Genomic DNA, 25,624 nt, shown 5'->3' with positions numbered 1-25,624 from the left:
TCTATTTAGGTGTGCGCATGAAAGTTGGCCAGCCCGGTGGACTTCCCATCCCCGTGAGGCGGGCACCCGTCTCTGCGGCGCTCCGCTCGAGCGGATGGCGCTGGGCCTTCGAACAGCCCTATGGCGTCGCGGCGAACTTGGCGAACCCCTCCGCCCGGAGGCGGCAGGCGGGGCATTCGCCGCAGCCGTAGCCCCAGTCGTGGCGCTGTCCGCGCTCGCCAAGGTAGCAGGTATGGCTGTCCTCGACGATCAGATCGGTCAACCGGACTCCGCCGAGGGATTGCGCGAGGCGCCAAGTCTGCGCCTTGTCGATCCACATCAGCGGGGTATGCAGCACGAAGCGGCGCTCCATGCCGAGGTTGAGGGCCACCTGCAGGGCCTTCACCGTGTCGTCCCGGCAATCGGGATAGCCGGAATAGTCGGTCTCGCACATGCCGGCGACGATGTGGCGGATGCCCCGCCGGTAGGCGAGCGCGGCGGCGAAGGTCAGGAAGACGAGGTTGCGCCCCGGCACGAAGGTGTTGGGCAATCCGGACGCCTCGAAGCCTATCTCGGCCTCGCGGGTCAGGGCCGTGTCGGAGATGGCGCCCAGGGCATCGAGGCCAAGCGTATGGTCCTCGCCGAGCCGGCGGCCCCACGCGGCGTCGAGACCCGCCATTCCTGTCCGCAACCCGGCGCGGCAGGTCAGTTCGATCCGATGGCGCTGGCCGTAATCGAAGCCGAGGGTTTCGACCCGGGCGAACCGGTCCAGGGCCCAGGCGAGGCAGGTCGCCGAATCCTGGCCGCCCGAGAACAAGACGAGGGCCGCGTCGTCGCCCGCGATCGGATCAGTCGCCATCGTACTCCGCCCAGGACATCGGGGTCTCCGCGACGCGCACGAGGGCGAGCCCCGGCAGATCGGGGCGCAGACGATGCCAGATCCAGGCCGCGATGTTCTCCGCGGTGGGGTTCTCGAGGCCCTCGATCTCGTTGAGGCAATGGTGATCGAGCCGCAGCAACAGCGGGCCGAAGATGGATTCGATATCGTAGAAGTCGATCACCCAGCCCGTCTGCGGATCGACAGGCCCCTCCACGGTCAGTTCGACCCGGTAGGAATGCCCGTGCATCCGGTGGCAGCGGTGGGTCGCGGGCACGTTCGGCAGCCGGTGCGCCGCCTCAAAGGTGAAGGCCTGGGTGATTCGCATGGTCAGGTCGTTTCGCGTGATGCCGGATATGGCCACACCGTCATTGCGAGCGTCGCGAAGCCATCCAGGCTCGCGCCACGTTTTACGATGGCCCGCGACCCTGAATTGCGTCGCCGTTGTGCCATGAGGGTGCAGCGGAATACGATGTGGGACGGTATCAATCCCCGTCCCGCCCCGAAACCCCCGCCTGGGCGAAGGTGGCCATGCCCGTGTGGCAGGCGAGCGCGCCCTTAATGACGCCCATCGCCACGGCGGCGCCCGATCCCTCGCCGAGGCGCATCCCGAGGGAGACCACCGGCCTGAGGCCGAGCCGCTCCAGCACGTCGGCGTGGGCGCCTTCGGCCGAGAGATGGCCGGCGACACAATGGTCGAGGGCGGCGGGATCGAGGGCATGGAGCACGGCCGCCGCCGCGGTGGAGACGTATCCGTCGATCACCACCGGAACCCGCTGCAGCCGCGCGGCGAGGATCGCCCCGGCCATCGCTGCGATCTCCCGCCCGCCGAGGCGGCGCAGGGTTTCCAGCGGATCGTCGAGATGGCCGGCATGGCAGGCGAGCGCCGCCTCCACCGCCGCGACCTTGCGCGAGAGGCCATCACTGTCGATCCCCGTGCCGCGCCCGACCCAATGGGCCGGATCGCCGCCGAACAGGGCGGCATAGAGCGCCGCCGCGACGGTGGTGTTGCCGATGCCCATCTCGCCGATGCCGAGGCAATCGGTGCCCGCGGCCACCGCCTCCATCCCGAAGGCCATGGTGGCGACGCAGGCGCGCTCGTCGAGGGCCGGGCCCTCGGTGATGTCGCCGGTGGGCACGTCGAGGGCGAGGTCGAACACCTTGAAGCCCAGGCCGTAGGCGGAGCAGAGCTGGTTGATGGCCGCGCCTCCGGCGGCGAAGTTGTCGAGCATCTGCCGGTTCACGGCATCCGGGAAGGCCGAGACCCCCTTCCGCGTCACCCCGTGGCTGCCGGCGAAGACGCAGACCAGGGGCCTGTCGAAGCTCGGCCGCGCCTTGCCCTGCCATGCGGCCAGCCAGGAGACGAGGTCCTCCAGGCGTCCCAGGGCGCCTGCGGGCTTGGTCAGCGTCGCGTCCCGGGCAACCGCGGCGTCGGCGGCCTCGGCGTCGGCCTCCGGCATGGAGCGGACGAGATTGCGGATATCGTCGAAGGGGCCGCCCATCGCTGCCTCGATCCTGTGGGTTGGCGCATTCCGGGCGGACGGATGCTCCGCCGCCCGCTATGAAGGGAGTGCCGGTGCATCGAACCCGGCGCTCGGGACCGCGCGATGGACAGGCAGACCGGCGGCGAGGCCGATTGGCCAGGGCGCGAGGCCCTGCACGATCTCGCCGCGTGCCTGCGCTTCTACTCTCGCCTGCCGGTCCCGCAAATGCCCGGCGAGGGGGATCCCCACCGGACACCGGATTTCGCGCGACTGCCCCGCATGCTGCCGCTGGCTGGTGCGATCCTGGCCCTGCCAGCGGCGGTGGTCCTGGCGGCCACTTGGATCGGGGGGCTCGGGCCGTTCCTGGCCGCGACCCTTGCCGTGGGAACCCTCGCCGCGACGACGGGGGGGCTACACGAGGACGGCCTCGCCGACCTCGCCGACGGGCTCGGCGCGGGGGGCGACCGCGACCGGATGCTCACGATCATGCGCGACAGCCGGATCGGCTCGTACGGGGCCATCGCCCTCTTCCTCGGTCTGGCCCTACGCATCGGCGCCCTTGCGACCCTCCTCGACCGGATCGGCGCCGCCGCCGCCATCGCCCTCGTGCTGGCCGCCGCCCTGTCCCGGCTCGCCGCACTGGCCCCGATGGTTCTGCTGCCGCCGGCCCGGAGCGACGGGCTTTCGGCCGCCGCGGGGCGGCCGACGGGGTCGAGCCTCGGGGTCGCGGCGGCCCTGGGCGTCGCCCTGTGCCTCGCGTCCCTTCCATTCGGGCTCGGCCTCGCGGGGGTCGCCGCGATGGCCGGCTTGTCCGCCCTGGCGGTTTGGCCCGTGACCAGCCTCGCCCGGAACAAGCTGGGCGGACAGACCGGCGACGTTATCGGCGCCTGCCAGCAGGTGGCCGAGATCGCAGGCCTGCTCGGGCTTGTCGCGGCCATGGCACCTTGACCGGGCCGCGCCCGCCCCTCCAAACCGCATTCATGTCCGTTGCCTCGAACAAACCCTCCAGCCCCTGCACCAAGGTCTGCATCCTCGACGACGCCACCGGCCTTTGCCGCGGCTGCGGGCGGACCCGCGACGAGATCGCCGCCTGGGGCCTGATGAGCGAGGCGGAGCGACGGGCGATCATGGCCAAACTCGATGGTCGGCTGAGCGCGGCCTATCCCGTGCCGGAGCCGTCCAGCGCATGATCTACCTCGGCCTCGGCGCCCTGGCGCTCGTCTTCGTCGCCCTCGCCCTCTCCGATGGCAGCGAGGGCGTCGGCGGGATGGCGCCCGACACCTTGGCGAACGTGGCCTGGACCGGCACGATCCTCGCCCTCGTGGTCGCCGGGTTCTGGCGACAGTTCCGGGCGGCGCCCCTCCGCCACATCCAGGCGCTCGCCGCCTGGGGGCTGATCGCGGCCGCCCTGGTGATCGGCTACAGCTACCGCGACAGGATCCGGGACGTGTCGGCCCGGGTGATGGGCGACCTTCGGCCGGGCTCGGCGGTGCCCGGCCCCGGCGGGACTGTGACGATCACCCGACGGGCGGACGGCTCGTTCCGCGTCGAGGGCCGGGTCGGCGGACGTGCCCAGGACTTCCTGTTCGACACGGGGGCAAGCAGCGTCGTCCTCACCGCCGAGAACGCCGCCGCCCTCGGCTTCCGCCCGGGGCCCGACGGCTTCAACGCCCGGGTCTCCACCGCCAACGGCGCGACCAGCGCGGCACCGATCCAGCTCGACACCCTCTCCGTCGGCACGATCACCGAGCGCAACGTGAACGCGATGGTCGCGAGGCCCGGCGCCCTGCGCGACAACCTCCTCGGCCAGACCTTCCTCGACCGCCTCGGCAGCTACGAGGTCCGCGGCGACAGGCTGATCCTGACGCCCGGACGCTGATTTTTTTTGGAATTGTGCCCTCGCCGGCTAACACCCTCGCGCCATCTCCGCCGCCATTGCGAGCGGAGCGAAGCAACCCAGGGCAGCGGGACGCCTCTGAACGTGGCTCCGCCCTCGATTGCTTCGCGTCCCTCGCCATGACGTCCGCGATCGCAGTGCCGGCGCCGCTCAGGCGGCGGCCTGCGCGTCCCTGATCCGCGCATCCGGCCGGTCCCGGGAGACCAGCGCGACTGCCGCCCGCAGGGTGTCGAGGTCGGCATCGGCGCGCATCCCCTGCGTCGAGAGGTGCCGGCGGAAGGCGCGGGAGCCAGGACGGCCGTTGAACAGGCCGAGCATGTGCCGCGTGACTGCATGCAGCCGCTCGCCGGATTGCAGCACGCCCGCGACGTAAGGCTCGAACGCCTCCACCGCCGCGAAGGGATCGGGGGCCGGGGCCGCCATACCGTAGAGCAGCGGATCGACGTCGAGGAGCATCGCCGGCTCCATGTAGGCTGCCCGGCCGACCATGACGCCATCGACCTCCGCCAACCGGGCCTGCACGTCGCCGAGGCTGCGCAGGCCGCCGTTCACCGCCAGGGGCAGCGTCGGCCGTGCGGCCTTCAGGCGGGCCGCCCGGCCGTAATCGAGGGGCGGCACGTCGCGGTTCTCCTTCGGCGAGAGGCCCTTGAGCCATGCCTTGCGGGCATGGACGATGAGCCCATCCACCCCTGCGGTCACGACCGCATCCGCGAGGGCGTCGAGGGCGGCCTCCGGGTCCTGGTCGTCCACGCCGATCCGGCACTTCACCGTCACCGGCACGCACACGGCGGCCTTCATGGCGGTTACGCACTCGCCCACGAGGGCGGGCTCACGCATCAGGCAGGCGCCGAAGCGCCCCTCCTGCACCCGGTCGGACGGGCAGCCGACGTTGAGGTTGACCTCGTCGTAGCCGAACTCGGCGGCGATCCGCGCGGCTTGCGCGAGATCAGCGGGATTCGACCCGCCGAGCTGCACCGCGACGGGATGTTCGACGCCGGAGAAGCCGAGCAGCCGCTCCCGATCGCCGTGGATCACCGCGCCGGTCGTGACCATCTCGGTGTAGAGCCGCGCCCGCCCCGACAGCGCCCGGTGGAATGCACGGCAATGGCGGTCGGTCCAATCCATCATCGGGGCGACGGAGAACCGCCAGCCCGGAAGGATGGCTGGCTCGTCGGCGAAGGAAACGGGGGCAATCACGTCGAACGCCTGCGGCGGAAATCTCGGAAGGGGTGGAGCGGCGCCCTTCTAGCAGAAGCCGAAAGCGACGGGCACCTCGCCACCGGCAAGGCAGGTCGCCGTGAGGGAACGGCGCTCAACTGAGCGTCGCCGGATCGATCCAGCGCCATACCTTGCCCATCTGGTGGCGGAACCACGTGAATTGCCTTTTGGCGTAGGCGCGGGTGTCGGCCTGCCCGCGGGCGATGGCTTCGTCGAGGGTCGCCGCGCCGTCGAGATGGGCAATCAGGCCCGGGACGCCGTGCGCGCGCATCACCGGCAGCATCGGATCGAGCCGCCGCTCGCGGAGAACCGCGACCTCGTCGAGGGCGCCGGCCGCGATCATCGTCCGGAAGCGCCCATCGATCCGCTCGCGCAGGAGCGCTCGGTCCGGGGCGAGGAAGATCCTGCACAGGGGTCGTCCCGCCAGGGGGCCGGGGATGGGATCGCCGTAGAAGCTCGCGATGGGCCTGCCCGTCGCCGCGAAGATCTCAAGTGCACGCATGATGCGCATCCGGTCGCTCGGGCGCAGCCGGGCAGCGCCTTCCGGATCGAGGCGGCCAAGATCGGCGTGGAGCGCCTCGGTCGGGCGGCCCTCGGCCTCACGGCGGATCGCGGCACGGATCTCCTCCGGCACCGGGGGTAATTCCGAGAAGCCCTCTTCAAGGGCGCGGAAATACAGGCCCGTCCCGCCGACGAAGACGGGCATGCGTCCATTCAGGGACGCGAGGAGGACCGCCGCATCCCGGGCGAAATGGCCCAGGGAGTAATTCGTCCCGCCGTCCACGTGCCCGTAGAGGCGGTGCGGTACGGCGGCCTCCTCGTCGGCGTCCGGCCGGGCGGTGAGGACGCGCAAATCCGCATAGACCTGCATCGAGTCGGTGTTGACCACGACGCCGTCCTGCTCACGGGCGATGCGGCTCGCCAGCGCCGACTTGCCCGAGGCGGTCGGGCCTGCGATGAGAACCGCCGCCGGGCGATCCCCGGATTCCCACAACGGCAAGGTTTTCCTCCGCATGCTGGTCGCGGTCCTGATAGCAAACCCGGACCGCCCGGCCATCACGGATGCGGTTCTGGCAGAGGCCCGCAAGGTGCTCGGCACGGATCACCCGCCGCGGATCCTCCACCGGGAGGTCGCCGCGGAGATCCTCGTGCAGGGCGAAGCCCCGGCCGCCGCCGCGATCACGGCCCGTCTGCGCTCGGCCCTGGCCGGCGAGCCCATCGACATCGCGGTGGTGCCCGCCGACGCGCATCGCCGGAAACGCCTGTTCCTGGCCGACATGGATTCCACCATGATCGAGCAGGAATGCATCGACGAGCTCGCCGGAACGCTGGGCCTGAAGGACCACGTCGCGGCGATCACCGAGCGGGCGATGCGCGGGGAGATCGCCTTCGAGCCGGCTTTGCGCGAGCGGGTGGCGCTCCTGAAGGACATCCCCGTCGGCGTCGTGGACGGGCTGATTGCGCAGACCCTGACCCATACCCCCGGCGGGCGGACGCTGGTACGGACGATGGCCGCCCACGGTGCCCATACCTGCCTCGTGTCGGGCGGGTTCACCCTCTTCACCGGCCCCATCGCCGAGGCCCTCGGCTTCGCCGAGCACCGGGCCAACCGCCTCGCGGTCGCCGAAGGCAGGCTGACCGGCGTGGTGGAAGACCCGATCGTCGGCAAGGCCGAGAAGCGGGCCGCGCTGATCGAACTGCGTGAAAGGTCCGGCCTCTCGCCTGCGGACACCCTCGCCGTGGGCGACGGCGCCAACGACCTCGACATGCTCGGCGAGGCCGGTCTCGGCGTCGCCTTCCGGGCCAAGCCGGCGGTCGCCGCCGCGGCGCAGGTGCGTGTGGAGCACGGGGATCTGACCGCCCTGCTCTATCTGCAGGGCTACGCGGCGGCCGAATTCGTAGGGTAACGGCCGTCCCCGACCACGCCGGCGAGAGGCGCCGGCGCCGGCCGAGACCTCAGTCCAGACCGAGGGCCACGAACCGCACGTCGCCGCTGGCATTGGCGACGAGGAGCAGCACGGACTTACGACCGTCCTTCTTCAGGGCATCGATGCGCTTGGTGACATCGGCCGGCGTCGAAACGGCCTCCTGACCCACTTCCACGATCATCTCACCCGGCTGGATCCGCTTATCGGCGGCGTTCGAGTTGGGATCGACCCGGGTCACGACGACGCCCTTCTGGCCGTCCTTGATGTTGTAGCGCTTGCGCAGTTCGTCGGTGACGCCCGACAGGCTGAGCCCGAGGGCCTGACGCACGGTGCTCTCGGTATCGGGCTGCTTGAGGTTCGCCTGCTGCGGCTTCTCGGTGTCCTCCAGGCGGCCGAGGGTGACGGGTTTCGTCACCTCGTCGCCCTTGCGGACGACCACCACGTCGACCTTCTGGCCGACCGGGGTCGAGGCGACGATGCGCGGGAGGTCGCTGGAGGCCTTCACCGGCGTGCCGTTGAACTTGACGATGACGTCGCCGACATCGATCCCCGCGGCCTTGGCCGGACCCTTCTCGTCTACGCCGGCCACGAGGGCGCCCCGCGCGCCGCCCTTCAGGCCGAGGGCCTCGGCGGTGGTGTCGTCCACGTTCTGAATCCGCACGCCGAGCCAACCGCGCCGGACCTCGCCGTATTCGCGAAGCTGGTCGATCACCGGCTTGCTGGTGTTCGACGGCACGGCGAAGCCGATGCCCACCGAACCGCCCGTGGGCGACAGGATCGCGGTGTTGATGCCGATGACCTCGCCGTCCATGTTGAACAGCGGGCCGCCGGAATTGCCCTTGTTGATGGCCGCGTCGGTCTGGATGTAGTTGTCGTAGGGGCCGGACTCGATGTTGCGGCCCCGGGCCGAGACGATGCCGGCCGAGACCGAGCCGCCGAGGCCGAACGGGTTGCCGATGGCGATCACCCAGTCGCCGGGGCGCATCTTGTCGGAATCGCCGAACGGCACCGCCTTCAGCGGATGGTCGGCCGTGGGCTTCACCCGCAGGACCGCAAGGTCGATCTTCGAATCCTTGCCGACGATCTCCGCCTTCAGCTTCGTGCCGTCGTGCAGGATCACCTGGATGTCGTTGGCGTCACCGATGACGTGGTTGTTCGTCACCACGATACCAGAGGCGTCGATGATGAAGCCCGACCCCAGGGAGTTGGACTTCCGCGCCCGGGGCGCCTCCTCATTGCCGCCACTGCCGCCACGGCCGCCGTTCCGCTTGTTGAAGAACTCCTCGAACAGGTCCTCGAAGGGCGTCCCCGGCGGCAGTTGCGGCATCGTGCGGGTGGAGCGCGCCTCCACTGTGGTGGAGGCCGAGATGTTCACCACCGCGTCGGTGACCTGTTCGGACAGATCGGCCAGGGAGGCGGGCCCCTTGGCGAAAGCCGGCACCGGCAGGGCGGAACCCAGCACCGAGACGCCGAGAAGGATGGCCGCCGCGGCGGGGCGCAGGCGTGTGAACGGCCCCGGACGGGCTGCCTCGACGGGGTGCATGATCGACCTCTTCAGGAACGCGTTTCCCGTAGGCGCCGGCCGCTTCGTGGCGGCCGGCGGTAGACGTCAAAGGTAGCCCGCGACGGCGGGGCGTCCACTCCGTCGGTCAGCGCGCCGCGCCGGCCGCCGTCGAGCCCGTCGTCGCCGCCGGATCCTGACCGGGACGCCCGGCGCCCGACTGCGGCACGCCGTGCCCCTGCGGATCGCTGAAATACCGGAAGAAATCGGTATTCGGGCTGATGACGAGGCGGGTGTCGGGACCTTTCAGCCCCGTCTCATAGGCCTGCATCGACCGGTAGAAGGCGAAGAAGTCCGGATCCTTGGCGAAGGCGTCGGCGAGGATGCGGTTCTTGTCGGCGTCGCCCTGGCCGCGCAACTGCTCGGCCTTCTGCGTCGCCTCGGCGACGATCACCGTCACCTCGCGGTCGGCCTTGGCGCGGATGGTCGCCGCGGCCTGCTCGCCGTTGGCACGGATGTCGGCCGCCTCGCGCTCGCGCTCGGTCTTCATCCGCCGGTACACCGCCGCCGAGTTCTGCGCCGGCAGATCGACCCGGGTCATGCGCAGGTCGACGATCTCGATGCCCAGCGCCTTGGCCTGCCTGTTCACGTCCTCCTGGATCGTGTGCATCAACTGGCCGCGCTCGTTCTTGACGATGGCGTCCCGGGTCGAGCGGGCCAGCACGCTGCGCAGGCCGGAATTGGTGAAGCTCTGCAGGCGCTGGTTGGCGATCCCGACATTGCCCACCGACTGGTAGAAGCGCAGCGGATCGAGGATCCGGTAGCGGGCAAAGGCGTCCACTTCCAGATTCTGCCGGTCTGCGGTGAGGATGGTCTGGACCGGCAGGTCGAGGTCGAGCACCCGCTTGTCGAAGGTGACGACCGTCTCCGCGAAGGGGATCTTGAAGTAGAGGCCGGGCTTCTCCTCGCCCGTGGCGTTGAGGACCGCGCGGACGCGGCCGAACTGCAGGACCAGGGCCTGCTGCATCTGGCCCACGACGAAAACCGACGCGTAGAGACCGATGGCGACGATCGCCGCGACGACGATCAGACCGGTGCGCACTGCCTGGTTCATCGGGCGGCCCCCGTCTGGGCTTGCCCGCGGGCGCCGAACTCGGACAGGGGCAGCACGGGCAGCACGCCCGCCGCCGGGGCGGAGGAGCCGGGCGCCCCGTTCTGGTCGATGATCACCTTGTTCACGGAGCCCAGCACCTTCTCCATCGTCTCCAGGAAGATCCGCTCGCGGCTGATGGCCGGGGCGACCTTGTAGGAGGCGTAGACCTCATTGAAGCGCGCCGCCTGTCCGGTGGCGTCGGCCGTCGCCTTCGTCTTGTAGGCCTCGGCGGCCTGGACGATCTGCGAGGCCTTGCCGCGAGCCTGGGGGACCTCCCGGCTGGCATAGGTCTTCGCCTCGTTCTGCGCCGTGTCCGCGTCCTGCTGCGCGGCGTTCACGTCCACGAAGGCAGGGCGCACTTCTGGCGGCGGGTTCACCGAGACGAGCTGCACGACCTCGATGCGCACGCCGGCGCCGTACTCGTCGAGCGCCTTCTGGACCATCTCCTTCACCTCCTGGGCGATGCTCGCCTGCTCGTTGGTGAGGATCGCCTGGATGTTCCGCCGGCCGATCACCTCGCGCATGGCGCTCTCGGCGATGGCCTTGATGGTCCCTTCCGGGTTCTGGATGTTGAACACGAAGTCGGAGGCCTTGAGCGGGTTCACCCGCCACTGAACCTCAAAGTCGAGATCGACGATATTCTCGTCGCCCGTGAGCATCAGGCTCTCGTCCGGCACGTCCCGGTTGCGGGTCTGCCCCGGACCGGTGCGGTAGCCCACTTGGATCGAGTTCACCTGGCCGACATTCGGCTTGACCACGCCGCCGATCGGATAAGGGAAGTTGTAGCGCAGGCCCTCGCCGGTCGAGCCGACGTAGCGGCCGAAGATCGTCTCGATGCCGACCTGATACGGCTCGACCTTGTAGAAGCCGGTGGCGAGCCACACCGCCACGGCGAGCGCGCCGATGATCAAGGCGCCGCGGCCACCGCCAAAGGGAGAGCCCGTTCCGGACGACCCGCCCGGACCGCCCCCACCGGGGATCATCCGCCGCAGCCGGTCCTGTCCGCGCCGCAACAGATCCTCCAGGTTCGGCGGCGTGTTGCCGCCACCCCCGCCCCAGGGTCCGCCGCCATTGCCGTTGGGGCGACCCCAAGGGCCGCCGCCACCGCCATTCTGATTGCTCCAAGGCATTCTGGCCGTCGTCTCCTGACCTGCCGCACCCGTTGCGCCCGTTCTCGGGGCGCCCCCTGCCAACGGCCGCACCCGCCGGGTCAATCCCGAGTGCCGTCCATCGCCTGGGGACCGAACCGTCGGCCCTCGCAGACGCGAGAGCCTCGGGCGGACCCCCTTCGCAACTGCGGGTCCGCCCCCCTCGCTGTCAAGGCTGGCAGGTGGGCACGGGGGGTCTTGAGCGCAACCGCGGCGGGCCGCCTCAGCGCAATCGCTCCAAGTCGACGAATGCGTAAGGATAATCGTCGCGGGGGCCAGCCGGGTGCGCCTCCCGGTGCACTTCCTTGAAGGCGGAGCGATCGAAGGGCGGGAACCGGACGTCCCCCTCGGGCTCGGCCTCGACCTCCGTCAGGTGGATGAGATCGGCCTCCGGGAGGGCGAGGGCGTAGATCTCGGCACCACCGACGACCATCAGCCGCTCCCCGGCCATCCTCCGGGCGGAACTCCAATCGTGAATTGTCTCCGCGCCCTCGACGCGGAAGCCGCGGTCGCGGGTCAGCACCAGCGTCCGCCGGCCCGGCAGGGGCCGGCCGATGGAATCCCAGGTGCGCCGCCCCATGAGGAGGGTCGAGCCCATCGTCAGCGCCTTGAAGCGTTTGAGGTCGCTCGACAGGTGCCACGCGAGGCCGTTGTCGCGGCCGATAACGCCATTGCGGGCGACGGCGACGACAAGGGCGACGGTCTGTCCGCCCGGCATCAGACGGCGACCGGCGCGGAGATCGCCGGATGGGGCTCGTAGCCCTCCACCGCGATGTCCTCGAAGCGGAAGGCGAACAGGTCCCGCACCGCCGGGTTCAGGCGCAGGTGCGGGAGCGGGCGGGGCTCGCGCTGCAGCAGCGTGTGGGTCTGGTCGAGGTGGTTCCGGTACAGGTGCACGTCACCGAAGCTGTGCACGAAGTCGCCGGGGGCGAGACCCGTGACCTGCGCGACCATATGCGTCAGCAAGGCGTAGCTCGCGATGTTGAACGGCACGCCGAGAAAGGCGTCCGCCGAACGCTGGTAGAGCTGGCAGGACAGGCGCCCCTCGGCCACGTAGAACTGGAACAGGCAGTGGCAGGGCGCTAGGGCCATCCGGTCGAGGTCGGCCGGGTTCCAGGCCGAGACGACGAGACGCCGGGAGTCCGGGTTTCGGGCGATCTCGTCGAGCACCCAGCGGATCTGATCGACGGCGCCGCCGCCGGGCTTCTCCCACGAACGCCACTGCCGCCCATAGACCGGGCCGAGCTCGCCGTCCCCGTCGGCCCATTCGTCCCAGATCGTCACGCCGTTCTCTCGCAGGTAGGCGACGTTGGTGTCGCCCGCGAGGAACCAGAGCAGTTCGTGGATGATCGACTTGAGGTGCAGCCGCTTCGTCGTGACCAGGGGAAAGCCCCGGCTCAGGTCGAAGCGCATCTGGTGCCCGAACACCGAGAGGGTGCCGGTGCCGGTGCGGTCCTCCTTGGCGACACCCTCGTCGAGGATCCGGCGGAGAAGGCTGTGATACGCGTCCATGGGCACTCCTGCCCGCCAAGATGGCCGCAGGCTCGTTTCTTCGCCGCAAACGTCCGACTCGGGCGTCCGTACCGATGGGGGACGCTTAGAGCAGGACCGGCCGGAGGGCGAGTCAGTACCGCGGCATCTCGGCCGCTGATTGACAGGCCGTGCGAGGGCGGCGGGTAGGATCGCTACCGCAACCACAAAAGGTAGACGACCAGGGCGAGATTGGACCAGCCGTGCAGGGCGATACCGGGCCAGAGGCGGCCGGTGCGCCAGCGCAGCAGGCCGAGGGCGAAGGCCAGGGGCAGGAGCGAGACCGGCCGTGCGAGGCCGAACGACGAGATATGGGCCGCGGCGAAGACGAGCGCCGTGGCCACCGCCGCCCCGACAGGACGGAGCGCCCGGCTCGCCTGGTGGAACATCTCGCCGCGGACCAGCAACTCCTCGGCGCATGGGGCGAGCACGGTCAGGTAGACGAGCCACGCCACCACCGCCGTCCGGTCCATGAACGGCGACAGCCGCATGTTCCGTCCGAAGCCCGCACCGAACACGTCCGCGGTGCCGGTGACCCAGGCGATGTGCAGGATCGGCCAGAACAGCAGGATACTCAGGAGGACGACGGGTCGCAGGCCGTTGGGCTTCTCCCTGTCGAGGGCGAGCCGCCGCCGCCAGCCCGACCGGTCGCGCCACCATGCCCATCCTATGACAAGGCCGGCGAGGATCACCTGCCGCAGGACATCGACGGCGAAGGCCCGGTGAGCCAGCTGCACGACGCCGAGGAAAGGCCGCCTCTCCGGCGGCAGGAACGGGTCGATCCCCTCCCACAGGTCGAAGCCGACCCGCACGATCGCCAGGGCCGCGAGGCTCGCCACCCCGAGGCAGACGAGCCCCACCAGAAGCATCCGGGCCAGAGCGAGGCTAGCCCGGGCGACTCCGCCAGCGCGGAATTCGGGACGAGACTGAGCACCCGCGGCCACACTGGGCGGGTCGTCCATCCGTTCGGTCACGGATGCGGCGCGATCGGGCTTCAAAACCGGGCCGATCCCCTCTATATTCCCTTTGCCGGTCGCAAGGCCGGCTATGGCGATAAACGTTCTTCGAAATAAACCTATCGGACCCGGGGGCGGTACCCGGCGCCTCCACCCGAGCCCAGGACCGATGGCCGCAAGGCCGCAAGGCCGCGGGCATGATGACTGAGCTTCGGCGGGGGCGAAATAGGATCGACGAGGGCGTAAAGGTTGAGCTTTCGCTCGGCATGGTTCCGCCGTTATCGGGCCTTTGCAATAGTTGCCAACGACAACTTTGCTCCGGTGGCGGTGGCCGCGTAAGCGGTCCCCAATACCGATTTGAAGTCCTAGCGGGTAGCACCGCATAGGCGGGGTTCGGAGGCACCTGGCAACAGAAGCCTCCACTTTAGAATTCCACGGTCCCCGGCTCCGGACCGAGGCGGCGAACGGGTCGGGCAAAGCGAACGCAGAATGGCAGACGACCTGATTCGCTACGACCTTTTGGTGCAGGACGCCCTCCGCGGCGTTGTCCGGAAGGTCCTCTCGGATGCGGCCCATAACGGCTTGATGGGCGAGCACCACTTCTACGTCTCGTTCCGCACCGAAGCGCCGGGCGTCCGCATCTCCCAGGCCCTCAGGGACAAGTACCCGCAGGACATGACGATCGTCCTGCAGCACCAATTCTGGGATCTGGCGGTGACCGAGCACGCCTTCGAGGTGGGCCTGTCGTTCTCCGGCGTGCCCGAGCGTCTCCTCGTGCCCTTCGATGCCCTTTCGGGCTTCTTCGACCCCTCCGTGCAGTTCGGCCTGAAGTTCGATCTCGGCGAGGCAGGGAACGAAGCGTCTTCCGAACCCGAGATGCCCGCGGCCAAGAACGGCCCCCGTGGGGCGGCGTCGGAGCCCGGAGAGGTGAAGCCCCGGAACGGCACGGGCCTCGCTACCATCGGTGCGCCCGGCGTGCCGACCGTTCTGCCGGCCCCGGCGGCGCAGGGTGGAAAGTCGGACGGCAAAGGTGACGACAAGGCCGCCCGCCCCGCCGCCAAGAAGGACGGCGAGGAAGGCAGCGCAGAGGTCGTGAGCCTGGACGCCTTCCGGAAGAAGAACTGAGGCGTCCTCTCCCCCTTCGGCGGGGAGGGTGTTGGCTCGCGGGCTGCTGACGACGTCGTTCGGAGGAGGCAAGGTTTCTCTACCAACGACAAGCGCCTCAACGTCGTTGCGAGCGTAGCGAAGCAATCCAGTGATACGCTACATTCGGGAACGGCCCGCTGCCCTGGGTTGCTTCGCTCCGCTCGCAATGACGGCGCGGGACGCTCACAATGACGGCGGGTGAAGCCAGGCTGCACGGCACCCTGCGCGAATGATCTCCCTCGCCGGACTTTTGCAGCAGCCTGCTAGCGCAGCGACCGATCACGTCGACGCGGCCCCCGGCCTCTCACCTCATCCTAAGGTGCCCGCGTCAGCGGGCCTCGAAGGAGGGCTCCAGCTGGCCGCGCGATCCCTGGAGCCCTCCTTCGAGGCGGCTATCGCCGCACCTCAGGATGAGGCCTTCGAGGCGGCTATCGCCGCACCTCAGGATGAGGGGAAGATCTGGAGCTGCTTGCTGAACCAACTCGTTCGGGTGCGGCTCTAGTTCCGTGCGGTGGCGTCCATCTTCAGCCCGTGCTCCGGCCGCAGGGTCACCCGGTGGAGGGGCGTCATGGGCGGGTGGTCGTCCGGCAGCCTGAAGCGCACCGCACGGACCACGTGGGCCAGGAGAATGGCCGCCTCCTGCACGGAAAACGTCTGCCCGATGCAGACCCGCGGACCCGCTCCGAACGGCAGGTAGCTGAAGCGGGGGATGGCGTCCCGGTTCTCCGGCAGGAACCGCTCCGGCACGAAGGCCTCCGGGTCGTCCCACAGCAGGTGGTGCCGATGGAGCACCCACGGCGCGATGAGCACCAGGGATCCGCTGGGCACCTTGATCCGGCCGAACCGGTCGCCGCGCACCGCCTGCCGGCTGAGGAACGGCACTGGCGGGAAAAGGCGCATCCCTTCCTCCACCACGGCCCGGGTGAAGGGCAGTGCGTCGAGGGTGAAGTCGCCCTCCGGCGCCGCATCGACCTCCGCCTCTACGCGCTCCTGCGCCGCCTCGTCCTGCGACAGGCAGTAGAGGGCCCAGGTCAGGGCGTTGGCCGTGGTCTCATGGCCGGCGGCGATGAAGGTCACGATGTTGGCTCGCACCGCGAGATCCGTGAGCCCGTTGCCCGTCTCGGGATCCTGCGCGGCGAGCAGGAGGGTCAGCAGGTCCTGCGGCCCCTCCCCCTGCGCCATCAGGGCGCGACGCCTAGTGATCAGCTCGTCCACGATCTCCGCGAAGAACCGGCCGGCGGGCCGAGCCCGCAGGCGGCCGATGCGTGGCACGAAGTCGGGCACCCCGAACACGTCGAGGGGATCGATGGGGCCGACCGCCTCCAGGAACCGGGTGATCGCCCGCCCGAGCGCATCCGGGTCGCCAGGCAATCCCTGGGTGAAGATCGTCCGTTCCAGCACATCGAGGGTGGTCCGGGTCATCTCCAGGGCCACGTCGACGCGCATGCCGTCCCGGCGGCGCAGGCGCCGGGCGATGCGGGCCCCCGACGCGTTCATCGCCGCCTCGAAGCTCCGCACGGTGCGGGCCGAGAAGATCGGTGCCAGGGTCCGCCGCTGCAACTTCCACTCGTCGCCCTCGGCGCTGAGGAGGCCATTGCCCAGGCCCGGGGCCAGGACACGGCGCTGAAGATCGTCCTTTCGGTAGGCGTCGGCATTGTCGATCAGCACCCTGCGGATCAGCGAGGGCTCGCTGACCACGGTGATACGGCCCATCACGCCCTCGGCCGCCACGACGGGGAGGCGGAAATGGGCGTCCGCCCAGGTGGTGATCGGGTTGCGCCGGGCGGCGCGCAGGAAATCGAGCAGGCCCAGGGGCTGCGTGAGGGGCGGCGGGACGGCCGGCCGGAACCGGTTCGCAGGCGCGAGATCCCCCATCGGGGCGGTATGGTCGATGCTCAGGCTCGTCGCTCCGAGGCTCGTGAGAGGCGGCGCCGGAGCCGCGATTGCCGTGGACAGAGCGGCAAGGATGTCGGCCGGCCCGGACCTTGCGCCATCGCGCTTCGGTCCCGCCTCCGTTAAGTAGGCGCCGCACCGCACCAGACGTAGAGGCCACGATGTCGCCCACCGAAACCGCGACCCGCACCGAATCGGACACCTTCGGCCCGATCGAGGTTCCGGCCCATCGTTATTGGGGCGCGCAGACCCAGCGGTCGATCCAGAACTTCAAGATCGGCACCGAGCGGATGCCGGCCCCGCTGGTCCACGCCCTGGGTCTGGTGAAGCAGGCGGCGGCCCTGGTGAACAAGGATCTCGGCGTCCTCGAGCCGAAGCTCGCCGACGCCATCGCCGCCGCGGCCGCCACCGTGGTGGACGGCGAGCACGACGACGAGTTCCCCCTGGTGGTCTGGCAGACCGGCTCGGGCACCCAGTCCAACATGAACGCCAACGAGGTGATCGCCAGCCTCGCCAACGAGTCCCTCGGCGGCCAGCGGGGCGGCAAGAGCCCGATCCACCCCAACGACCATTGCAACCGCGGCCAGTCCTCCAACGACACCTTCCCCACCGCGATGCACATCGCCGTGGCCCGGGAGATCAACGACCGGCTGATGCCGGCTCTGACGCACCTGCACTCCGCCCTCGATGCCAAGGCGAGGGCCTTCGGGAGCATCGTGAAGATCGGCCGCACCCATCTGCAGGATGCGACGCCCGTCTCCCTCGGCCAGGAATTCTCCGGCTACGCCGCACAGGTGGCGCTCGGCGGCTCCCGCGTCGCCGCGACCATGCCGGGGGTCCTCGCCCTGGCGCAGGGCGGCACGGCGGTGGGGACGGGCCTCAACGCCCATCCCGAATTCGCCGACCGCTTCGCCGCGAAGGTCTCCGAGCTGACCGGCCTGCCCTTCACCTCGGCCCAGAACAAGTTCGAGGCGCTCGCCACCCACGACGCCCTGGTGTTCACGCAGGGCGCCCTGTCGGCCCTGGCCGCCGGCCTGTTCAAGATCGCCCAGGATATCCGGCTCCTCGGCTCCGGCCCACGTTCCGGCCTCGGCGAACTGTCCCTGCCGGAGAACGAGCCGGGCTCCTCGATCATGCCGGGCAAGGTCAACCCGACCCAGTGCGAGGCCATGACGATGGTCTGCACCCAGGTGGTCGGCAACGGCACCACGGTGAGCTTTGCCGGTTCGCAGGGCAACTTCGAGCTGAACGTGTTCAAGCCGGTCATCGCCAACGCGGTGCTGCAATCGGTGCGGCTGCTGGCCGACGCGGCGGTGAGCTTCACCGACAACTGCGTCGTCGGCATCAAGGCCAACGAGGACAAGATCGCCGACCTGATGAGCCGCTCGCTCATGCTGGTGACGGCGCTCGCCCCCTCCATCGGCTACGACAAGGCCGCGACCATCGCCAAGACCGCCCACAAGAACGGCACGACCCTCAAGGAAGAGGCCCTGCGCCTGGGCTATGTGACCGAGGAGGAGTTCGAGCGCGTGGTGCGGCCGGAGACGATGCTGGCGCCGAGCGCGGAGTAAAAAACATCCCGGAGGGCGTCACGCCCTCCGGTTCGCCGTGGCATCGTTACCGGAGGGGCCAAGGGATGGGCGAGATCGTCAACCTGCGTCAGGTCCGCAAGGCCAAGTCCCGCGCCGAGGCGGATGCCCAGGCCGAGGCCAACCGCATCGCCTTCGGCCGCCCGAAGAAGGCCAGGACCCTGCAGCAGAAGCGCAAGGCCCTGGAGGAGGCCCGCCACGAGGGCCACCGCCTTGCCGGCCCGCAGGACGACCAACAGGATTGAGCAGGCCGCCCGCCCGGGATCGGTGCCATGACCATGCGCGGCGTCGTCAAACGCTCGGTGATGATCGCGGGCCACAGGACGAGCATCTCCCTGGAGGACCCGTTCTGGCAGGCGCTCACGTGCCTCGCCGAAGGGGAAGGCCGCTCGGTTCAGGCGCTGGTCGGGGCGATCGACGCAGGCCGGGCCGGGCAGAACCTGTCGTCGGCGATCCGGGTCCACGTCCTGGACGCCGCCCTGAATGGGAAACTCGGCAAATCGTGATCGGCCATACAATGCCGGATTGCGCGCCGGGCATGGCATATGACGATACCATGACATAGACCGCGGGGAATCGCCGCAGCAGGAGACACATTCACGATGGCCATCCGCGAACCGCTTCTGAAGCCCGTCCCGATCAAGGAGCTGCGTCCGACGCAGATGACGGTCGGCTATCGGGAAGTGGCCGAGAAGCGGCGGCGCTGGAAGGACTTCGACGCCGAGAAGAAGCGCGCTTACCTCGGCGCGCACATGATCCCGACCCTGCTGGGGCCGAAGAAGCATCACTACATGATCGACAACCACCACCTGTCCCGCGCCCTGTTCGAGGAGGGTGTGGAGCATGTGCTGGTGACGGTGGTCGCCGACCTGCACCACCTCGACAAGGACGCGTTCTGGACCGTCTGCGATCACAAGTCTTGGGTGCATCCCTACGATGCCGAAGGCGTCCGACAGGATTTCAAGGATATCCCGAAGGCGATCGACGACCTGAAGGACGACCCATTCCGCAGCCTCGCGGGCGAGTTGCGGCGTGCCGGCGGCTTCGCCAAGGACACCACACCCTTCAGCGAGTTCCTGTGGGCGGATTTCCTGCGCCGGAACATCAAGGAAAAGCGGGTCGAGGACGACTTCTCCGACGCCCTGGAGAAGGCCCTGTCTCTGGCGAAATCCAAGGATGCCGGGTACCTCCCGGGATGGTGCGGCCCGTCGGAGTGCTGACGCGCCGACAGGTCTGCCCGAAAAACGCCGCGGCGGACGGCGAGGCTGCGGCGTGTTCCCTGCCTCCCGGACCGACGCCCGCATGACGCTCCCGCGCCTTGTCTGCCTCACGACCCTCGCCGCGCTGGCCCTGACCGATGGGGCCGGCGCCCAGGACAGGGGGAGCGTGAACCCGAAGCCGCTGCCGCCGCTCGCCAACCCAGACGATCCATCGACTCCGGCCAAGGCGCTGTTCGGCCGGGTCACCCATCCGAGTTCCGGGCCGCCGCATATCTACGGCTTTTACGCCAAGGGCTGTTTCTCGGGCGGCGAGGCGCTGCCCCTGGACGGCGAGCACTGGCAGGTGATGCGGCCCTCCCGCAACCGGATGTACGGGCTGCCGGTGATGGTCGACTTCATCGAGCGCCTGTCTGAGAAGGCGACGCGGGTTGGCTGGCCCGGCCTCCTCGTCGGCGACATGGCCCAGCCCCGGGGCGGGCCGATGATCACCGGCCACGCCTCTCACCAGATCGGCATCGACGCCGACGTGTGGCTGACGCCGATGCCTGATCACCGCATGAGCCGGGCCGAGCGGGAGGAGACCTCCGCCACCGACATGGTCCGCTCCGACCGCCTCGACATCGATCCCGATGTCTGGACGCCAAATCACCTCCAGCTGATTAAGCTGACGGCGGAGCAGCCGGAGGTGGAGCGCATCTTCGTCAATGCGGCGATCAAGAAGGCGCTCTGCCGGGAATCCGGCGGCGGTCGCTGGCTGTCGAAGGTGCGCCCGATGTATGGGCACAATTACCATTATCATATCCGCCTGAGCTGTCCGGCCGGACAGGGGGATTGCCAGTCGCAGGACCCGCCGCCCGCCGGCGACGGTTGCGATGACCTCGGCTACTGGTTCTCCGACGCGGTGCTTCACCCGAAGCCGCCGAAGGTGAAGCCGAAGCCCAAGCCGCCGATGACCATGGCGGCCCTGCCCGCCGCCTGCCGTGCGGTTCTGAAGGCGCCGTAGGGCTACAAACCCGCGAGATCCGCGCATCCGCCTGCCATCCATCCCCGTCATTGCGAGCGCAGCGAAGCAATCCAGGGATGCGGGACATCTTCTGACGTGGCGCTTGCCCTGGATTGCTTCGCTGCCCTCGCAATGACGGCGCGGGTATCGGGGCCTAAACCGGCGTCGCCTCCCGTGGGATGATCGCCCCCGGATGGGCGATCACCGTCCCGGCGAGGCGATGGCCCTCGCCGGCCGCTACGATCGGGTCCCGCCCGGCGAGGCGAGCGGCGAGGTAGCCCGCGGCGAAGCTGTCCCCCGCCGCGGTGGTATCGACCGGGGCGACCCGCTGGGGAACCGGCACCGCGACGGGTGCACCGGCGGCGCGGACGAGGCAGCCCGGCCGGGCGAGCTTCACCACCGCCTCCCCGACGCCCGCCCCGTCGAGCCAGGAGAGCACGTCCTTCGGATCGCCCCGGCCGGTCAGGGCGGCGACATCCTCGCAGCCGGCGAACACCACGTCGCTCAGGCCGGCCATCCTGTCGTACGCGGCCCGGGCCTCGGCGAGGTCGGGCCACCCGCGGGGGCGGAAGTTGGTGTCGAAGGCGATGCGCGCGCCCTGGGCGCGGGCCCGTTCGAGGGCCGCGAACAGCCGGTTCCGCGCCGGCCCGGTGAACAGGGACAGGCTGATCCCCGACAGGTAGACGAGCCCCGCCCCAGCGAGCGCCGCGGCGGTGGCGTCGGCATGGTCCGGGTCGAACAGACGGCGCACAGGGGCGCAGTCCCGCCAGTAGAGGAAGCGCCGCTCGCCGTCGGGATCGGTCTCGATGACATAGAGCCCCGGCAAGCATCCCGGCAGGCGGCGGACATGGCCGGTGCCGACGCCCTCGCCCTCCCAGGCGCGGATCATCCCGGCGCTGAGGTCGTCGTCCCCGAGGGCCGTCACGTAGTCCACCGGGGCGCCGAGCCGGGCGAGGTAGACCGCCGTGTTCAGGGTATCGCCGCCGTAGGAGCGCGAGAGCAGCCCGTCGGGCCGGGTCCGGAGTTCGAGCATGCACTCGCCGAAGCACGCGGCGCGGCGTCCCGTCAGTTCGGCGACCATCGGTTCCCGCCCTCTTCGCCTTCGCGTCCCATCGCCACGGGACCGGCCGGTGCCGGGAACGTCGCCACCGGGGACCGGTTGAGCGGGCATCCCTTTCCACCTTGGAACAGCCGATGACCGATCCGCTCCACAAATATCCCCGTCCGCCCTTCGAGGGCCAGCCGCAGGGCTTCCCCGGCAAGACCGGAAAAATGTCCCCCGAGCCGGACCATGGCGAAGAGAGCTACAGGGGCTCCGGCAAGCTCGCCGGCCAGGCGGCGCTGATCACGGGCGGCGATTCCGGCATCGGCCGGGCGGTCGCGATCGCCTATGCCCGGGAGGGCGCCGACGTGGCCATCGTCTATCTGCCCGAGGAACAGGCCGATGCGGAGGCCGTCGGCCAGTGGATCGAGAAGGCGGGCCGGAAGGCGCTGCTGCTCCCCGGCGATCTGAAGCAGTCATCCTTCGCCCGGGAGGCCGTCTCGCGCACGGCGGAGACCTTCGGCCGCCTCGACATCGTCGTGAACAACGGTGCGTTCCAGCAGCCGGCCAAGAGCCTGGAGGAGATCGAGGACGAAGTCTTCGAGACCCACTTCCGCACCAATGTGTTCGGCTCGTTCTACGTCACGAAGGCGGCGCTCGCCCACCTGAAGCCCGGTGCCTCGGTGATCTTCACGTCCTCGGTGAACTCCAAGCATCCGATGCCGACCCTGATGGCTTACAGCGCCACCAAGGGAGCGCTCAGCAACATGGTGCTGAGCCTGTCGCAGATGCTCGCCGAGAAGGGCATCCGGGTGAACGGCGTCCTGCCAGGCCCGATCTGGACGCCCTTCATTCCCGCGGGGATGAGCGAGGATGCGGTGAAGTCTTTCGGCAGCCAAGTGCCCTTCGGCCGGCCTGGACAGCCCGCCGAGTTGGCCTCGGCCTACGTGATGCTGGCGAGCGAGGAGAGCAGCTACACGTCCGGTGCCCTGGTGACGGTGGCCGGCGCGATGCCGGTCTTCTGAGCCCGCAGCTCAGGGCCTGATCGTCTCGATTCTGCGGACGGCATCATCCGCCGCCCGCAGGTGCAGATAGGCCGGGTCGAATTTGGCGAGCCGGCGCAGCCGCTCGGGATGCAGGATCGTCAGCCGCCGGCTCTTGAGGGCAAGCAGGCGGGCCGCCCGGAGGTCCTGCAAGGTCCGGTTGATGTGGACCGTGGTCTGGCCCAGGGCGTCGGCAAGGTCGGGCTGCGTGAGCGGCATCGGGCACGTCATCCCCTCCGCGAGGCCGACGGCGGTGAGCCGGGCATGCAATTCGCAGCACAGGTGGGCGAGGCGTTCGACGCCCGAGCGCCGGCCGAGGCTCACCGTCCATTCCCGCTGGATGGCGGCCGCCGCGAGGGCTTCGCGGTGGAAGGCGAGGTCGAGGGCCGCACTACGGTTCATGACGTCGGCTATCGCGTGGCCGGCGATCCGGGCCACCGAGACCTGCGTCAGGGCTCCGATCGCATGATCCCGGCGGTCGAGCCGGAAGATATGCGGATCGCAGCAATCCCCTGGCAGGAGAATCGAAATGATCTGGCGCTGCCCATCCTCGAACTGGCGGTAGCGACAGGCCCAGCCGCTGACGACGACATTGACCGCCCGCGGATCCTCGCCCTCCTCGACAATGTCAGCACGGGCTTCGACGATCCTGGCCGGCTCGAGGATTTCCGAAAGCAGGTAAAGGTCCACAGAGGTCAGAGGAACGAAATTCCTCAACTTTCGCGCGAGAGGGGTATCCATTCGGATCTGCGAACAACGTGGAGTGGCACCCTCCCGCCTAGCTTGGACCCAAGTAGCGACCACCACACAAGTTAGGTTTGGTGGTGAGCCGGCGGCCTTACCCCGCTTTTTGCTTGGCGGGCCCGCCGCCGCCCCTGCCCCGTCCTGTGGGAGGTTCGCGCGCGCTTCTTGCGGGACCGCCGCCGGATCGCCCATAGACGGACCGAAGCGAAAGGGCCGTCCGATGCAGATCGCCACCCCCTACCTGATGTTCCTGGGCGACGTACCGGACGCCCTGGCCGCCAAGACCGCCTACGGCATCAAGGACTGGCGGCCGGAATGGTGCATCGGGCAGATGCGCCTGCCCGGCTGCAAGGCCGATCTCGGCATCCCGGACCTCACCCTCCCGGAGGCCCTGGCCAAGGGCTGCCGGACCCTCGTAGTCGGCGTGGTGAACGCGGGCGGCGTCCTGCCGGATCACTGGGTGAAGGAGATCGTCGCGGCGATCGAGGCGGGGTTCGATGTGGCGAGCGGCCTGCACGTGCGCCTCGGGGCCGTGCCGGCCATCGCCGAAGCCGCCGCGAAGCGGGGCAGCAAGCTCCACGACGTCCGCCACAGCAGCGAGACCTTCCCCACCGGCAAGGGCACCCGCCGGCCGGGCCGGCGCCTCCTCACGGTCGGGACCGACTGCTCGGTGGGCAAGAAGTACACGACGCTCGCCCTGGAAAAGGGCATGCGCGATCGGGGACTCGACGCCGACTTCCGGGCCACCGGGCAGACCGGCGTGTTCATCTCGGGCCGGGGCGTGGCCATCGACGCGGTGGTGGCCGACTTCATCTCCGGCGCCGTCGAGACGATCTCCCCCGCCGCCGCCCCCCACCATTGGGATCTGATCGAAGGACAGGGCTCGCTCTTCCACCCGTCCTTCGCAGGGGTAAGCCTTGGGCTCCTTCATGGGGCCCAGCCCGATGCCTTCGTCGTCTGCCACGAGCCGACACGGACCACCATGCGCGGTGTCGCGCACCCGCTGCCGACGATCCGTCAGGTTATCGACCTCACGGCTCAGCTCGGCGCCCTCACCAACCCGGACATCCGCCCCGTGGGCATCGCCGTGAACACCCAGGCGCTGGCCGAGGGGGAGGCCCGTGCCTTGCTCGAGGCCCTGTCCGCCGAACACGGCCTCCCGGCGACCGACCCGGTGCGGTTCGGGGTCGAGACCCTCGTGGACCGGATCGTCGCCGACTTCGCGGAGGCGTGAATGGCCCGCTCCCTCAGCCTCACCGTCGAGCGTTTCCCGATCGCAGGGGCCTTCACCATCTCCCGCGGCAGCCGCACGGAGATTGCGGTGGTGGTCGCGCGGATCTCGGATGGCCCTCATGCGGGCTGGGGTGAATGCGTGCCCTACCCCCGTTACGGCGAGAGCGTCGAGAGCGTCCAGGCCTTGATCGAGGCCCAGGGCGATGCGATCGCAGCGGGGATCGGGCGGGCCGAACTGATGGAGCGGATGCCGGCCGGGGCCGCCCGCAACGCCCTGGACTGCGCCCTCCTCGACCTTGAAGCCAAGTCCACCGGTCGCCGGGCCTGGGAGATCCTCGGCCTTCCCGCGCCAGCCCCGGCCACGACCGCCTACACCCTGAGCCTCGGCACGCCGGAGAGTATGGGCGCGGCCGCCCGCGCGGCGGCCGCCCGGCCCCTGCTCAAGGTCAAGCTCGGCGGCGAGGGCGACCCTGCACGGATCACGGCCGTCCGGGCGGGGGCGCCCCGGTCCCGGCTGATCGTGGATGCCAACGAAGCTTGGCGACCGGCCGATGTCGAAATGAACCTCGCCGCCTGCCTGGAGGCCGGCGTCGAGTTGATCGAGCAGCCCTTGCCGGCGGGTGAGGATGCGCTCCTCGCCGGAATCGCCCATCCGGTTCCGGTCTGCGCCGACGAAAGCCTGCACGACCGCGCCGGTCTCGACGCCCTCGCGGGCCGCTACGACGCGGTGAACATCAAGCTCGATAAGACGGGCGGGCTGACCGAGGCGACCCTGCTCGCCCAGGCGGCACGGGACCGGGGCCTGACCGTGATGGTTGGCTGTATGCTCGGCACCTCCCTCGGCATGGCGCCGGCGACGCTCCTGACGCACCACGCGGAGTTCATCGATCTCGACGGCCCCCTGCTCCTCGCCCGGGATCGCGAGCCACCCCTGCGCTACGAGGGCAGCACGATCCTTCCGCCCGGGGCGGACCTGTGGGGGTAAATGGCGACCGGCCCAAGCTTGGCCTTCTGTTGCGGCGCGCGGGGATCGGCTATGA

The 25,624-nt window shown here is 69.8% G+C and carries 27 protein-coding genes and 1 other RNA gene; 14 read left to right on the top strand and 14 right to left on the bottom strand.

Annotation, left to right across the window (positions count from 1 at the left end):
• Positions 1-118: 118 nt before the first annotated feature.
• From queC to cobT, 3 genes are all read right to left on the bottom strand, one after another.
• Entirely contained in the window at positions 119-838 is a 720-nt protein-coding gene (queC, locus tag MFF22_RS16350; protein WP_238250040.1) for a 7-cyano-7-deazaguanine synthase QueC, read from the bottom strand.
• Positions 828-1,184 (bottom strand): 6-carboxytetrahydropterin synthase QueD, encoded by a 357-nt coding sequence (queD, locus tag MFF22_RS16345; protein WP_238250039.1) that lies wholly within the window; start codon positions 1,182-1,184, stop codon positions 828-830. The genes queC and queD overlap by 11 nt, the downstream gene beginning before the upstream one ends.
• Positions 1,185-1,341: 157 nt before the next feature.
• Positions 1,342-2,358 carry a nicotinate-nucleotide--dimethylbenzimidazole phosphoribosyltransferase gene (gene cobT / locus MFF22_RS16340; RefSeq protein ID WP_238250038.1) on the bottom strand — a complete coding sequence of 339 codons (1,017 nt, stop codon included), beginning with the start codon at positions 2,356-2,358 and terminating at the stop codon, positions 1,342-1,344.
• A 105-nt stretch (positions 2,359-2,463) separates the two neighbouring features.
• Here cobT and cobS point away from each other — a divergent pair, with 105 nt between their 5' ends.
• The 3 genes from cobS to MFF22_RS16325 are packed head-to-tail and all read left to right on the top strand — an operon-like array spanning position 2,464 to position 4,219.
• Entirely contained in the window at positions 2,464-3,288 is an 825-nt protein-coding gene (cobS, locus tag MFF22_RS16335; protein WP_238250037.1) for an adenosylcobinamide-GDP ribazoletransferase, read from the top strand.
• Positions 3,289-3,320: 32 nt separating this feature from the next.
• A complete protein-coding gene (locus tag MFF22_RS16330) occupies positions 3,321-3,530 on the top strand; it encodes a DUF1289 domain-containing protein (protein ID WP_238250036.1) in 210 nt (69 codons plus the stop codon).
• Positions 3,527-4,219: a retropepsin-like aspartic protease family protein gene (locus tag MFF22_RS16325; protein WP_238250035.1), complete on the top strand. Its 693-nt coding sequence runs from the start codon at positions 3,527-3,529 to the stop codon at positions 4,217-4,219. Before MFF22_RS16330 ends, MFF22_RS16325 begins: the two co-directional genes overlap by 4 nt.
• Positions 4,220-4,387: 168 nt before the next feature.
• On the opposite strand, the gene dusA is transcribed toward MFF22_RS16325, so the two are convergent.
• The gene (dusA, locus tag MFF22_RS16320) at positions 4,388-5,398 is read right to left on the bottom strand and encodes a tRNA dihydrouridine(20/20a) synthase DusA (RefSeq protein ID WP_283206188.1); all 1,011 of its coding nucleotides are present in this window, start codon (positions 5,396-5,398) and stop codon (positions 4,388-4,390) included.
• Between the two features lie 151 nt (positions 5,399-5,549).
• A complete protein-coding gene (gene miaA / locus MFF22_RS16315; protein WP_238250034.1) occupies positions 5,550-6,470 on the bottom strand; it encodes a tRNA (adenosine(37)-N6)-dimethylallyltransferase MiaA in 921 nt (306 codons plus the stop codon).
• Here miaA and serB point away from each other — a divergent pair.
• A complete protein-coding gene (gene serB, locus MFF22_RS16310) occupies positions 6,469-7,362 on the top strand; it encodes a phosphoserine phosphatase SerB (protein ID WP_238250033.1) in 894 nt (297 codons plus the stop codon). The two genes, miaA and serB, sit on opposite strands and share 2 nt — an antisense overlap.
• A 49-nt stretch (positions 7,363-7,411) precedes the next feature.
• Here the strand turns inward: serB and MFF22_RS16305 are convergent, their stop codons facing one another.
• The 6 genes from MFF22_RS16305 to MFF22_RS16280 form a co-directional block, all read right to left on the bottom strand.
• The gene (locus MFF22_RS16305; protein WP_238250032.1) at positions 7,412-8,926 is read right to left on the bottom strand and encodes a DegQ family serine endoprotease; all 1,515 of its coding nucleotides are present in this window, start codon (positions 8,924-8,926) and stop codon (positions 7,412-7,414) included.
• 106 nt (positions 8,927-9,032) lie between these two features.
• Entirely contained in the window at positions 9,033-9,998 is a 966-nt protein-coding gene (gene hflC / locus MFF22_RS16300; RefSeq protein ID WP_238250031.1) for a protease modulator HflC, read from the bottom strand.
• The gene (gene hflK, locus MFF22_RS16295) at positions 9,995-11,167 is read right to left on the bottom strand and encodes an FtsH protease activity modulator HflK (protein WP_238250030.1); all 1,173 of its coding nucleotides are present in this window, start codon (positions 11,165-11,167) and stop codon (positions 9,995-9,997) included. Before hflK ends, hflC begins: the two co-directional genes overlap by 4 nt.
• Before the next feature lie 241 nt (positions 11,168-11,408).
• On the bottom strand, positions 11,409-11,903 hold the full coding sequence (locus MFF22_RS16290; protein ID WP_238250029.1) for a dihydrofolate reductase: 495 nt from the start codon (positions 11,901-11,903) through the stop codon (positions 11,409-11,411).
• A complete protein-coding gene (locus tag MFF22_RS16285; RefSeq protein WP_238250028.1) occupies positions 11,903-12,697 on the bottom strand; it encodes a thymidylate synthase in 795 nt (264 codons plus the stop codon). The genes MFF22_RS16290 and MFF22_RS16285 overlap by 1 nt, the downstream gene beginning before the upstream one ends.
• Before the next feature lie 173 nt (positions 12,698-12,870).
• Positions 12,871-13,677: a CPBP family intramembrane glutamic endopeptidase gene (locus tag MFF22_RS16280; protein WP_238250027.1), complete on the bottom strand. Its 807-nt coding sequence runs from the start codon at positions 13,675-13,677 to the stop codon at positions 12,871-12,873.
• 27 nt (positions 13,678-13,704) lie between these two features.
• On the opposite strand from MFF22_RS16280, the gene ssrA reads away from it, so the two are divergent.
• Positions 13,705-14,095, top strand: a transfer-messenger RNA (tmRNA) gene (gene ssrA / locus MFF22_RS16275).
• Between the two features lie 65 nt (positions 14,096-14,160).
• Positions 14,161-14,796 (top strand): SspB family protein, encoded by a 636-nt coding sequence (locus tag MFF22_RS16270; protein WP_238250026.1) that lies wholly within the window; start codon positions 14,161-14,163, stop codon positions 14,794-14,796.
• 519 nt (positions 14,797-15,315) lie between these two features.
• On the opposite strand, the gene MFF22_RS16265 is transcribed toward MFF22_RS16270, so the two are convergent.
• On the bottom strand, positions 15,316-16,692 hold the full coding sequence (locus MFF22_RS16265; RefSeq protein ID WP_238250025.1) for a cytochrome P450: 1,377 nt from the start codon (positions 16,690-16,692) through the stop codon (positions 15,316-15,318).
• 179 nt (positions 16,693-16,871) lie between these two features.
• On the opposite strand from MFF22_RS16265, the gene fumC reads away from it, so the two are divergent.
• From fumC to mepA, 5 genes are all read left to right on the top strand, one after another.
• Positions 16,872-18,281 carry a class II fumarate hydratase gene (gene fumC, locus MFF22_RS16260; RefSeq protein ID WP_238250024.1) on the top strand — a complete coding sequence of 470 codons (1,410 nt, stop codon included), beginning with the start codon at positions 16,872-16,874 and terminating at the stop codon, positions 18,279-18,281.
• 65 nt (positions 18,282-18,346) lie between these two features.
• A complete protein-coding gene (locus MFF22_RS16255; protein WP_238250023.1) occupies positions 18,347-18,544 on the top strand; it encodes a DUF4169 family protein in 198 nt (65 codons plus the stop codon).
• Positions 18,545-18,571: 27 nt separating this feature from the next.
• A complete protein-coding gene (locus tag MFF22_RS16250; protein WP_238250022.1) occupies positions 18,572-18,805 on the top strand; it encodes a ribbon-helix-helix domain-containing protein in 234 nt (77 codons plus the stop codon).
• 96 nt (positions 18,806-18,901) lie between these two features.
• Positions 18,902-19,519 carry a ParB-like protein gene (locus MFF22_RS16245; protein WP_238250021.1) on the top strand — a complete coding sequence of 206 codons (618 nt, stop codon included), beginning with the start codon at positions 18,902-18,904 and terminating at the stop codon, positions 19,517-19,519.
• Positions 19,520-19,601: 82 nt separating this feature from the next.
• Positions 19,602-20,522, top strand: a complete 921-nt coding sequence (mepA, locus tag MFF22_RS16240) for a penicillin-insensitive murein endopeptidase (protein WP_238250020.1) — start codon at positions 19,602-19,604, stop codon at positions 20,520-20,522.
• A gap of 154 nt (positions 20,523-20,676) precedes the next feature.
• Here mepA and MFF22_RS16235 read toward each other — a convergent pair whose 3' ends face one another.
• A complete protein-coding gene (locus MFF22_RS16235) occupies positions 20,677-21,603 on the bottom strand; it encodes a sugar kinase (RefSeq protein WP_238250019.1) in 927 nt (308 codons plus the stop codon).
• Positions 21,604-21,716: 113 nt separating this feature from the next.
• Between MFF22_RS16235 and MFF22_RS16230 the strand changes: the two genes are divergently transcribed.
• The gene (locus tag MFF22_RS16230) at positions 21,717-22,589 is read left to right on the top strand and encodes an SDR family oxidoreductase (RefSeq protein WP_238250018.1); all 873 of its coding nucleotides are present in this window, start codon (positions 21,717-21,719) and stop codon (positions 22,587-22,589) included.
• 9 nt (positions 22,590-22,598) lie between these two features.
• Here MFF22_RS16230 and MFF22_RS16225 read toward each other — a convergent pair whose 3' ends face one another.
• Positions 22,599-23,348, bottom strand: coding sequence for a Crp/Fnr family transcriptional regulator (locus MFF22_RS16225; RefSeq protein WP_238250017.1), 750 nt, complete (start codon positions 23,346-23,348; stop codon positions 22,599-22,601).
• 223 nt (positions 23,349-23,571) lie between these two features.
• On the opposite strand from MFF22_RS16225, the gene dgcN reads away from it, so the two are divergent.
• Both dgcN and dgcA read left to right on the top strand, forming a co-directional pair.
• Entirely contained in the window at positions 23,572-24,585 is a 1,014-nt protein-coding gene (dgcN, locus tag MFF22_RS16220) for an N-acetyltransferase DgcN (RefSeq protein ID WP_238250016.1), read from the top strand.
• Positions 24,586-25,569 carry an N-acetyl-D-Glu racemase DgcA gene (gene dgcA, locus MFF22_RS16215; protein ID WP_238250015.1) on the top strand — a complete coding sequence of 328 codons (984 nt, stop codon included), beginning with the start codon at positions 24,586-24,588 and terminating at the stop codon, positions 25,567-25,569.
• The last annotated feature ends 55 nt before the right edge of the window (positions 25,570-25,624 follow it).

It is taken from the genome of Methylobacterium persicinum, from assembly GCF_022179525.1.
In the GTDB taxonomy this organism is placed as follows: domain Bacteria; phylum Pseudomonadota; class Alphaproteobacteria; order Rhizobiales; family Beijerinckiaceae; genus Methylobacterium; species Methylobacterium persicinum.
This window is presented reverse-complemented; position numbering and strand designations above follow the sequence as displayed.

Bases quoted from the DNA above. Each gene is read 5' to 3' on its own strand.
- queC (WP_238250040.1), bottom strand. From the start codon at position 838: ATGGCGACTGATCCGATCGCGGGCGACGACGCGGCCCTCGTCTTGTTC.
- queD (WP_238250039.1), bottom strand. From the start codon at position 1,184: ATGCGAATCACCCAGGCCTTCACCTTTGAGGCGGCGCACCGGCTGCCG.
- cobT (WP_238250038.1), bottom strand. From the start codon at position 2,358: ATGGGCGGCCCCTTCGACGATATCCGCAATCTCGTCCGCTCCATGCCG.
- cobS (WP_238250037.1), top strand. From the start codon at position 2,464: ATGGACAGGCAGACCGGCGGCGAGGCCGATTGGCCAGGGCGCGAGGCC.
- MFF22_RS16330 (WP_238250036.1), top strand. From the start codon at position 3,321: ATGTCCGTTGCCTCGAACAAACCCTCCAGCCCCTGCACCAAGGTCTGC.
- MFF22_RS16325 (WP_238250035.1), top strand. From the start codon at position 3,527: ATGATCTACCTCGGCCTCGGCGCCCTGGCGCTCGTCTTCGTCGCCCTC.
- serB (WP_238250033.1), top strand. From the start codon at position 6,469: ATGCTGGTCGCGGTCCTGATAGCAAACCCGGACCGCCCGGCCATCACG.
- miaA (WP_238250034.1), bottom strand. From the start codon at position 6,470: ATGCGGAGGAAAACCTTGCCGTTGTGGGAATCCGGGGATCGCCCGGCG.
- MFF22_RS16305 (WP_238250032.1), bottom strand. From the start codon at position 8,926: ATGCACCCCGTCGAGGCAGCCCGTCCGGGGCCGTTCACACGCCTGCGC.
- hflC (WP_238250031.1), bottom strand. From the start codon at position 9,998: ATGAACCAGGCAGTGCGCACCGGTCTGATCGTCGTCGCGGCGATCGTC.
- hflK (WP_238250030.1), bottom strand. From the start codon at position 11,167: ATGCCTTGGAGCAATCAGAATGGCGGTGGCGGCGGCCCTTGGGGTCGC.
- MFF22_RS16290 (WP_238250029.1), bottom strand. From the start codon at position 11,903: ATGCCGGGCGGACAGACCGTCGCCCTTGTCGTCGCCGTCGCCCGCAAT.
- MFF22_RS16285 (WP_238250028.1), bottom strand. From the start codon at position 12,697: ATGGACGCGTATCACAGCCTTCTCCGCCGGATCCTCGACGAGGGTGTC.
- MFF22_RS16280 (WP_238250027.1), bottom strand. From the start codon at position 13,677: ATGGACGACCCGCCCAGTGTGGCCGCGGGTGCTCAGTCTCGTCCCGAA.
- MFF22_RS16270 (WP_238250026.1), top strand. From the start codon at position 14,161: ATGGCAGACGACCTGATTCGCTACGACCTTTTGGTGCAGGACGCCCTC.
- MFF22_RS16265 (WP_238250025.1), bottom strand. From the start codon at position 16,692: ATGGGGGATCTCGCGCCTGCGAACCGGTTCCGGCCGGCCGTCCCGCCG.
- fumC (WP_238250024.1), top strand. From the start codon at position 16,872: ATGTCGCCCACCGAAACCGCGACCCGCACCGAATCGGACACCTTCGGC.
- MFF22_RS16255 (WP_238250023.1), top strand. From the start codon at position 18,347: ATGGGCGAGATCGTCAACCTGCGTCAGGTCCGCAAGGCCAAGTCCCGC.
- MFF22_RS16250 (WP_238250022.1), top strand. From the start codon at position 18,572: ATGACCATGCGCGGCGTCGTCAAACGCTCGGTGATGATCGCGGGCCAC.
- MFF22_RS16245 (WP_238250021.1), top strand. From the start codon at position 18,902: ATGGCCATCCGCGAACCGCTTCTGAAGCCCGTCCCGATCAAGGAGCTG.
- mepA (WP_238250020.1), top strand. From the start codon at position 19,602: ATGACGCTCCCGCGCCTTGTCTGCCTCACGACCCTCGCCGCGCTGGCC.
- MFF22_RS16235 (WP_238250019.1), bottom strand. From the start codon at position 21,603: ATGGTCGCCGAACTGACGGGACGCCGCGCCGCGTGCTTCGGCGAGTGC.
- MFF22_RS16230 (WP_238250018.1), top strand. From the start codon at position 21,717: ATGACCGATCCGCTCCACAAATATCCCCGTCCGCCCTTCGAGGGCCAG.
- MFF22_RS16225 (WP_238250017.1), bottom strand. From the start codon at position 23,348: ATGGATACCCCTCTCGCGCGAAAGTTGAGGAATTTCGTTCCTCTGACC.
- dgcN (WP_238250016.1), top strand. From the start codon at position 23,572: ATGCAGATCGCCACCCCCTACCTGATGTTCCTGGGCGACGTACCGGAC.
- dgcA (WP_238250015.1), top strand. From the start codon at position 24,586: ATGGCCCGCTCCCTCAGCCTCACCGTCGAGCGTTTCCCGATCGCAGGG.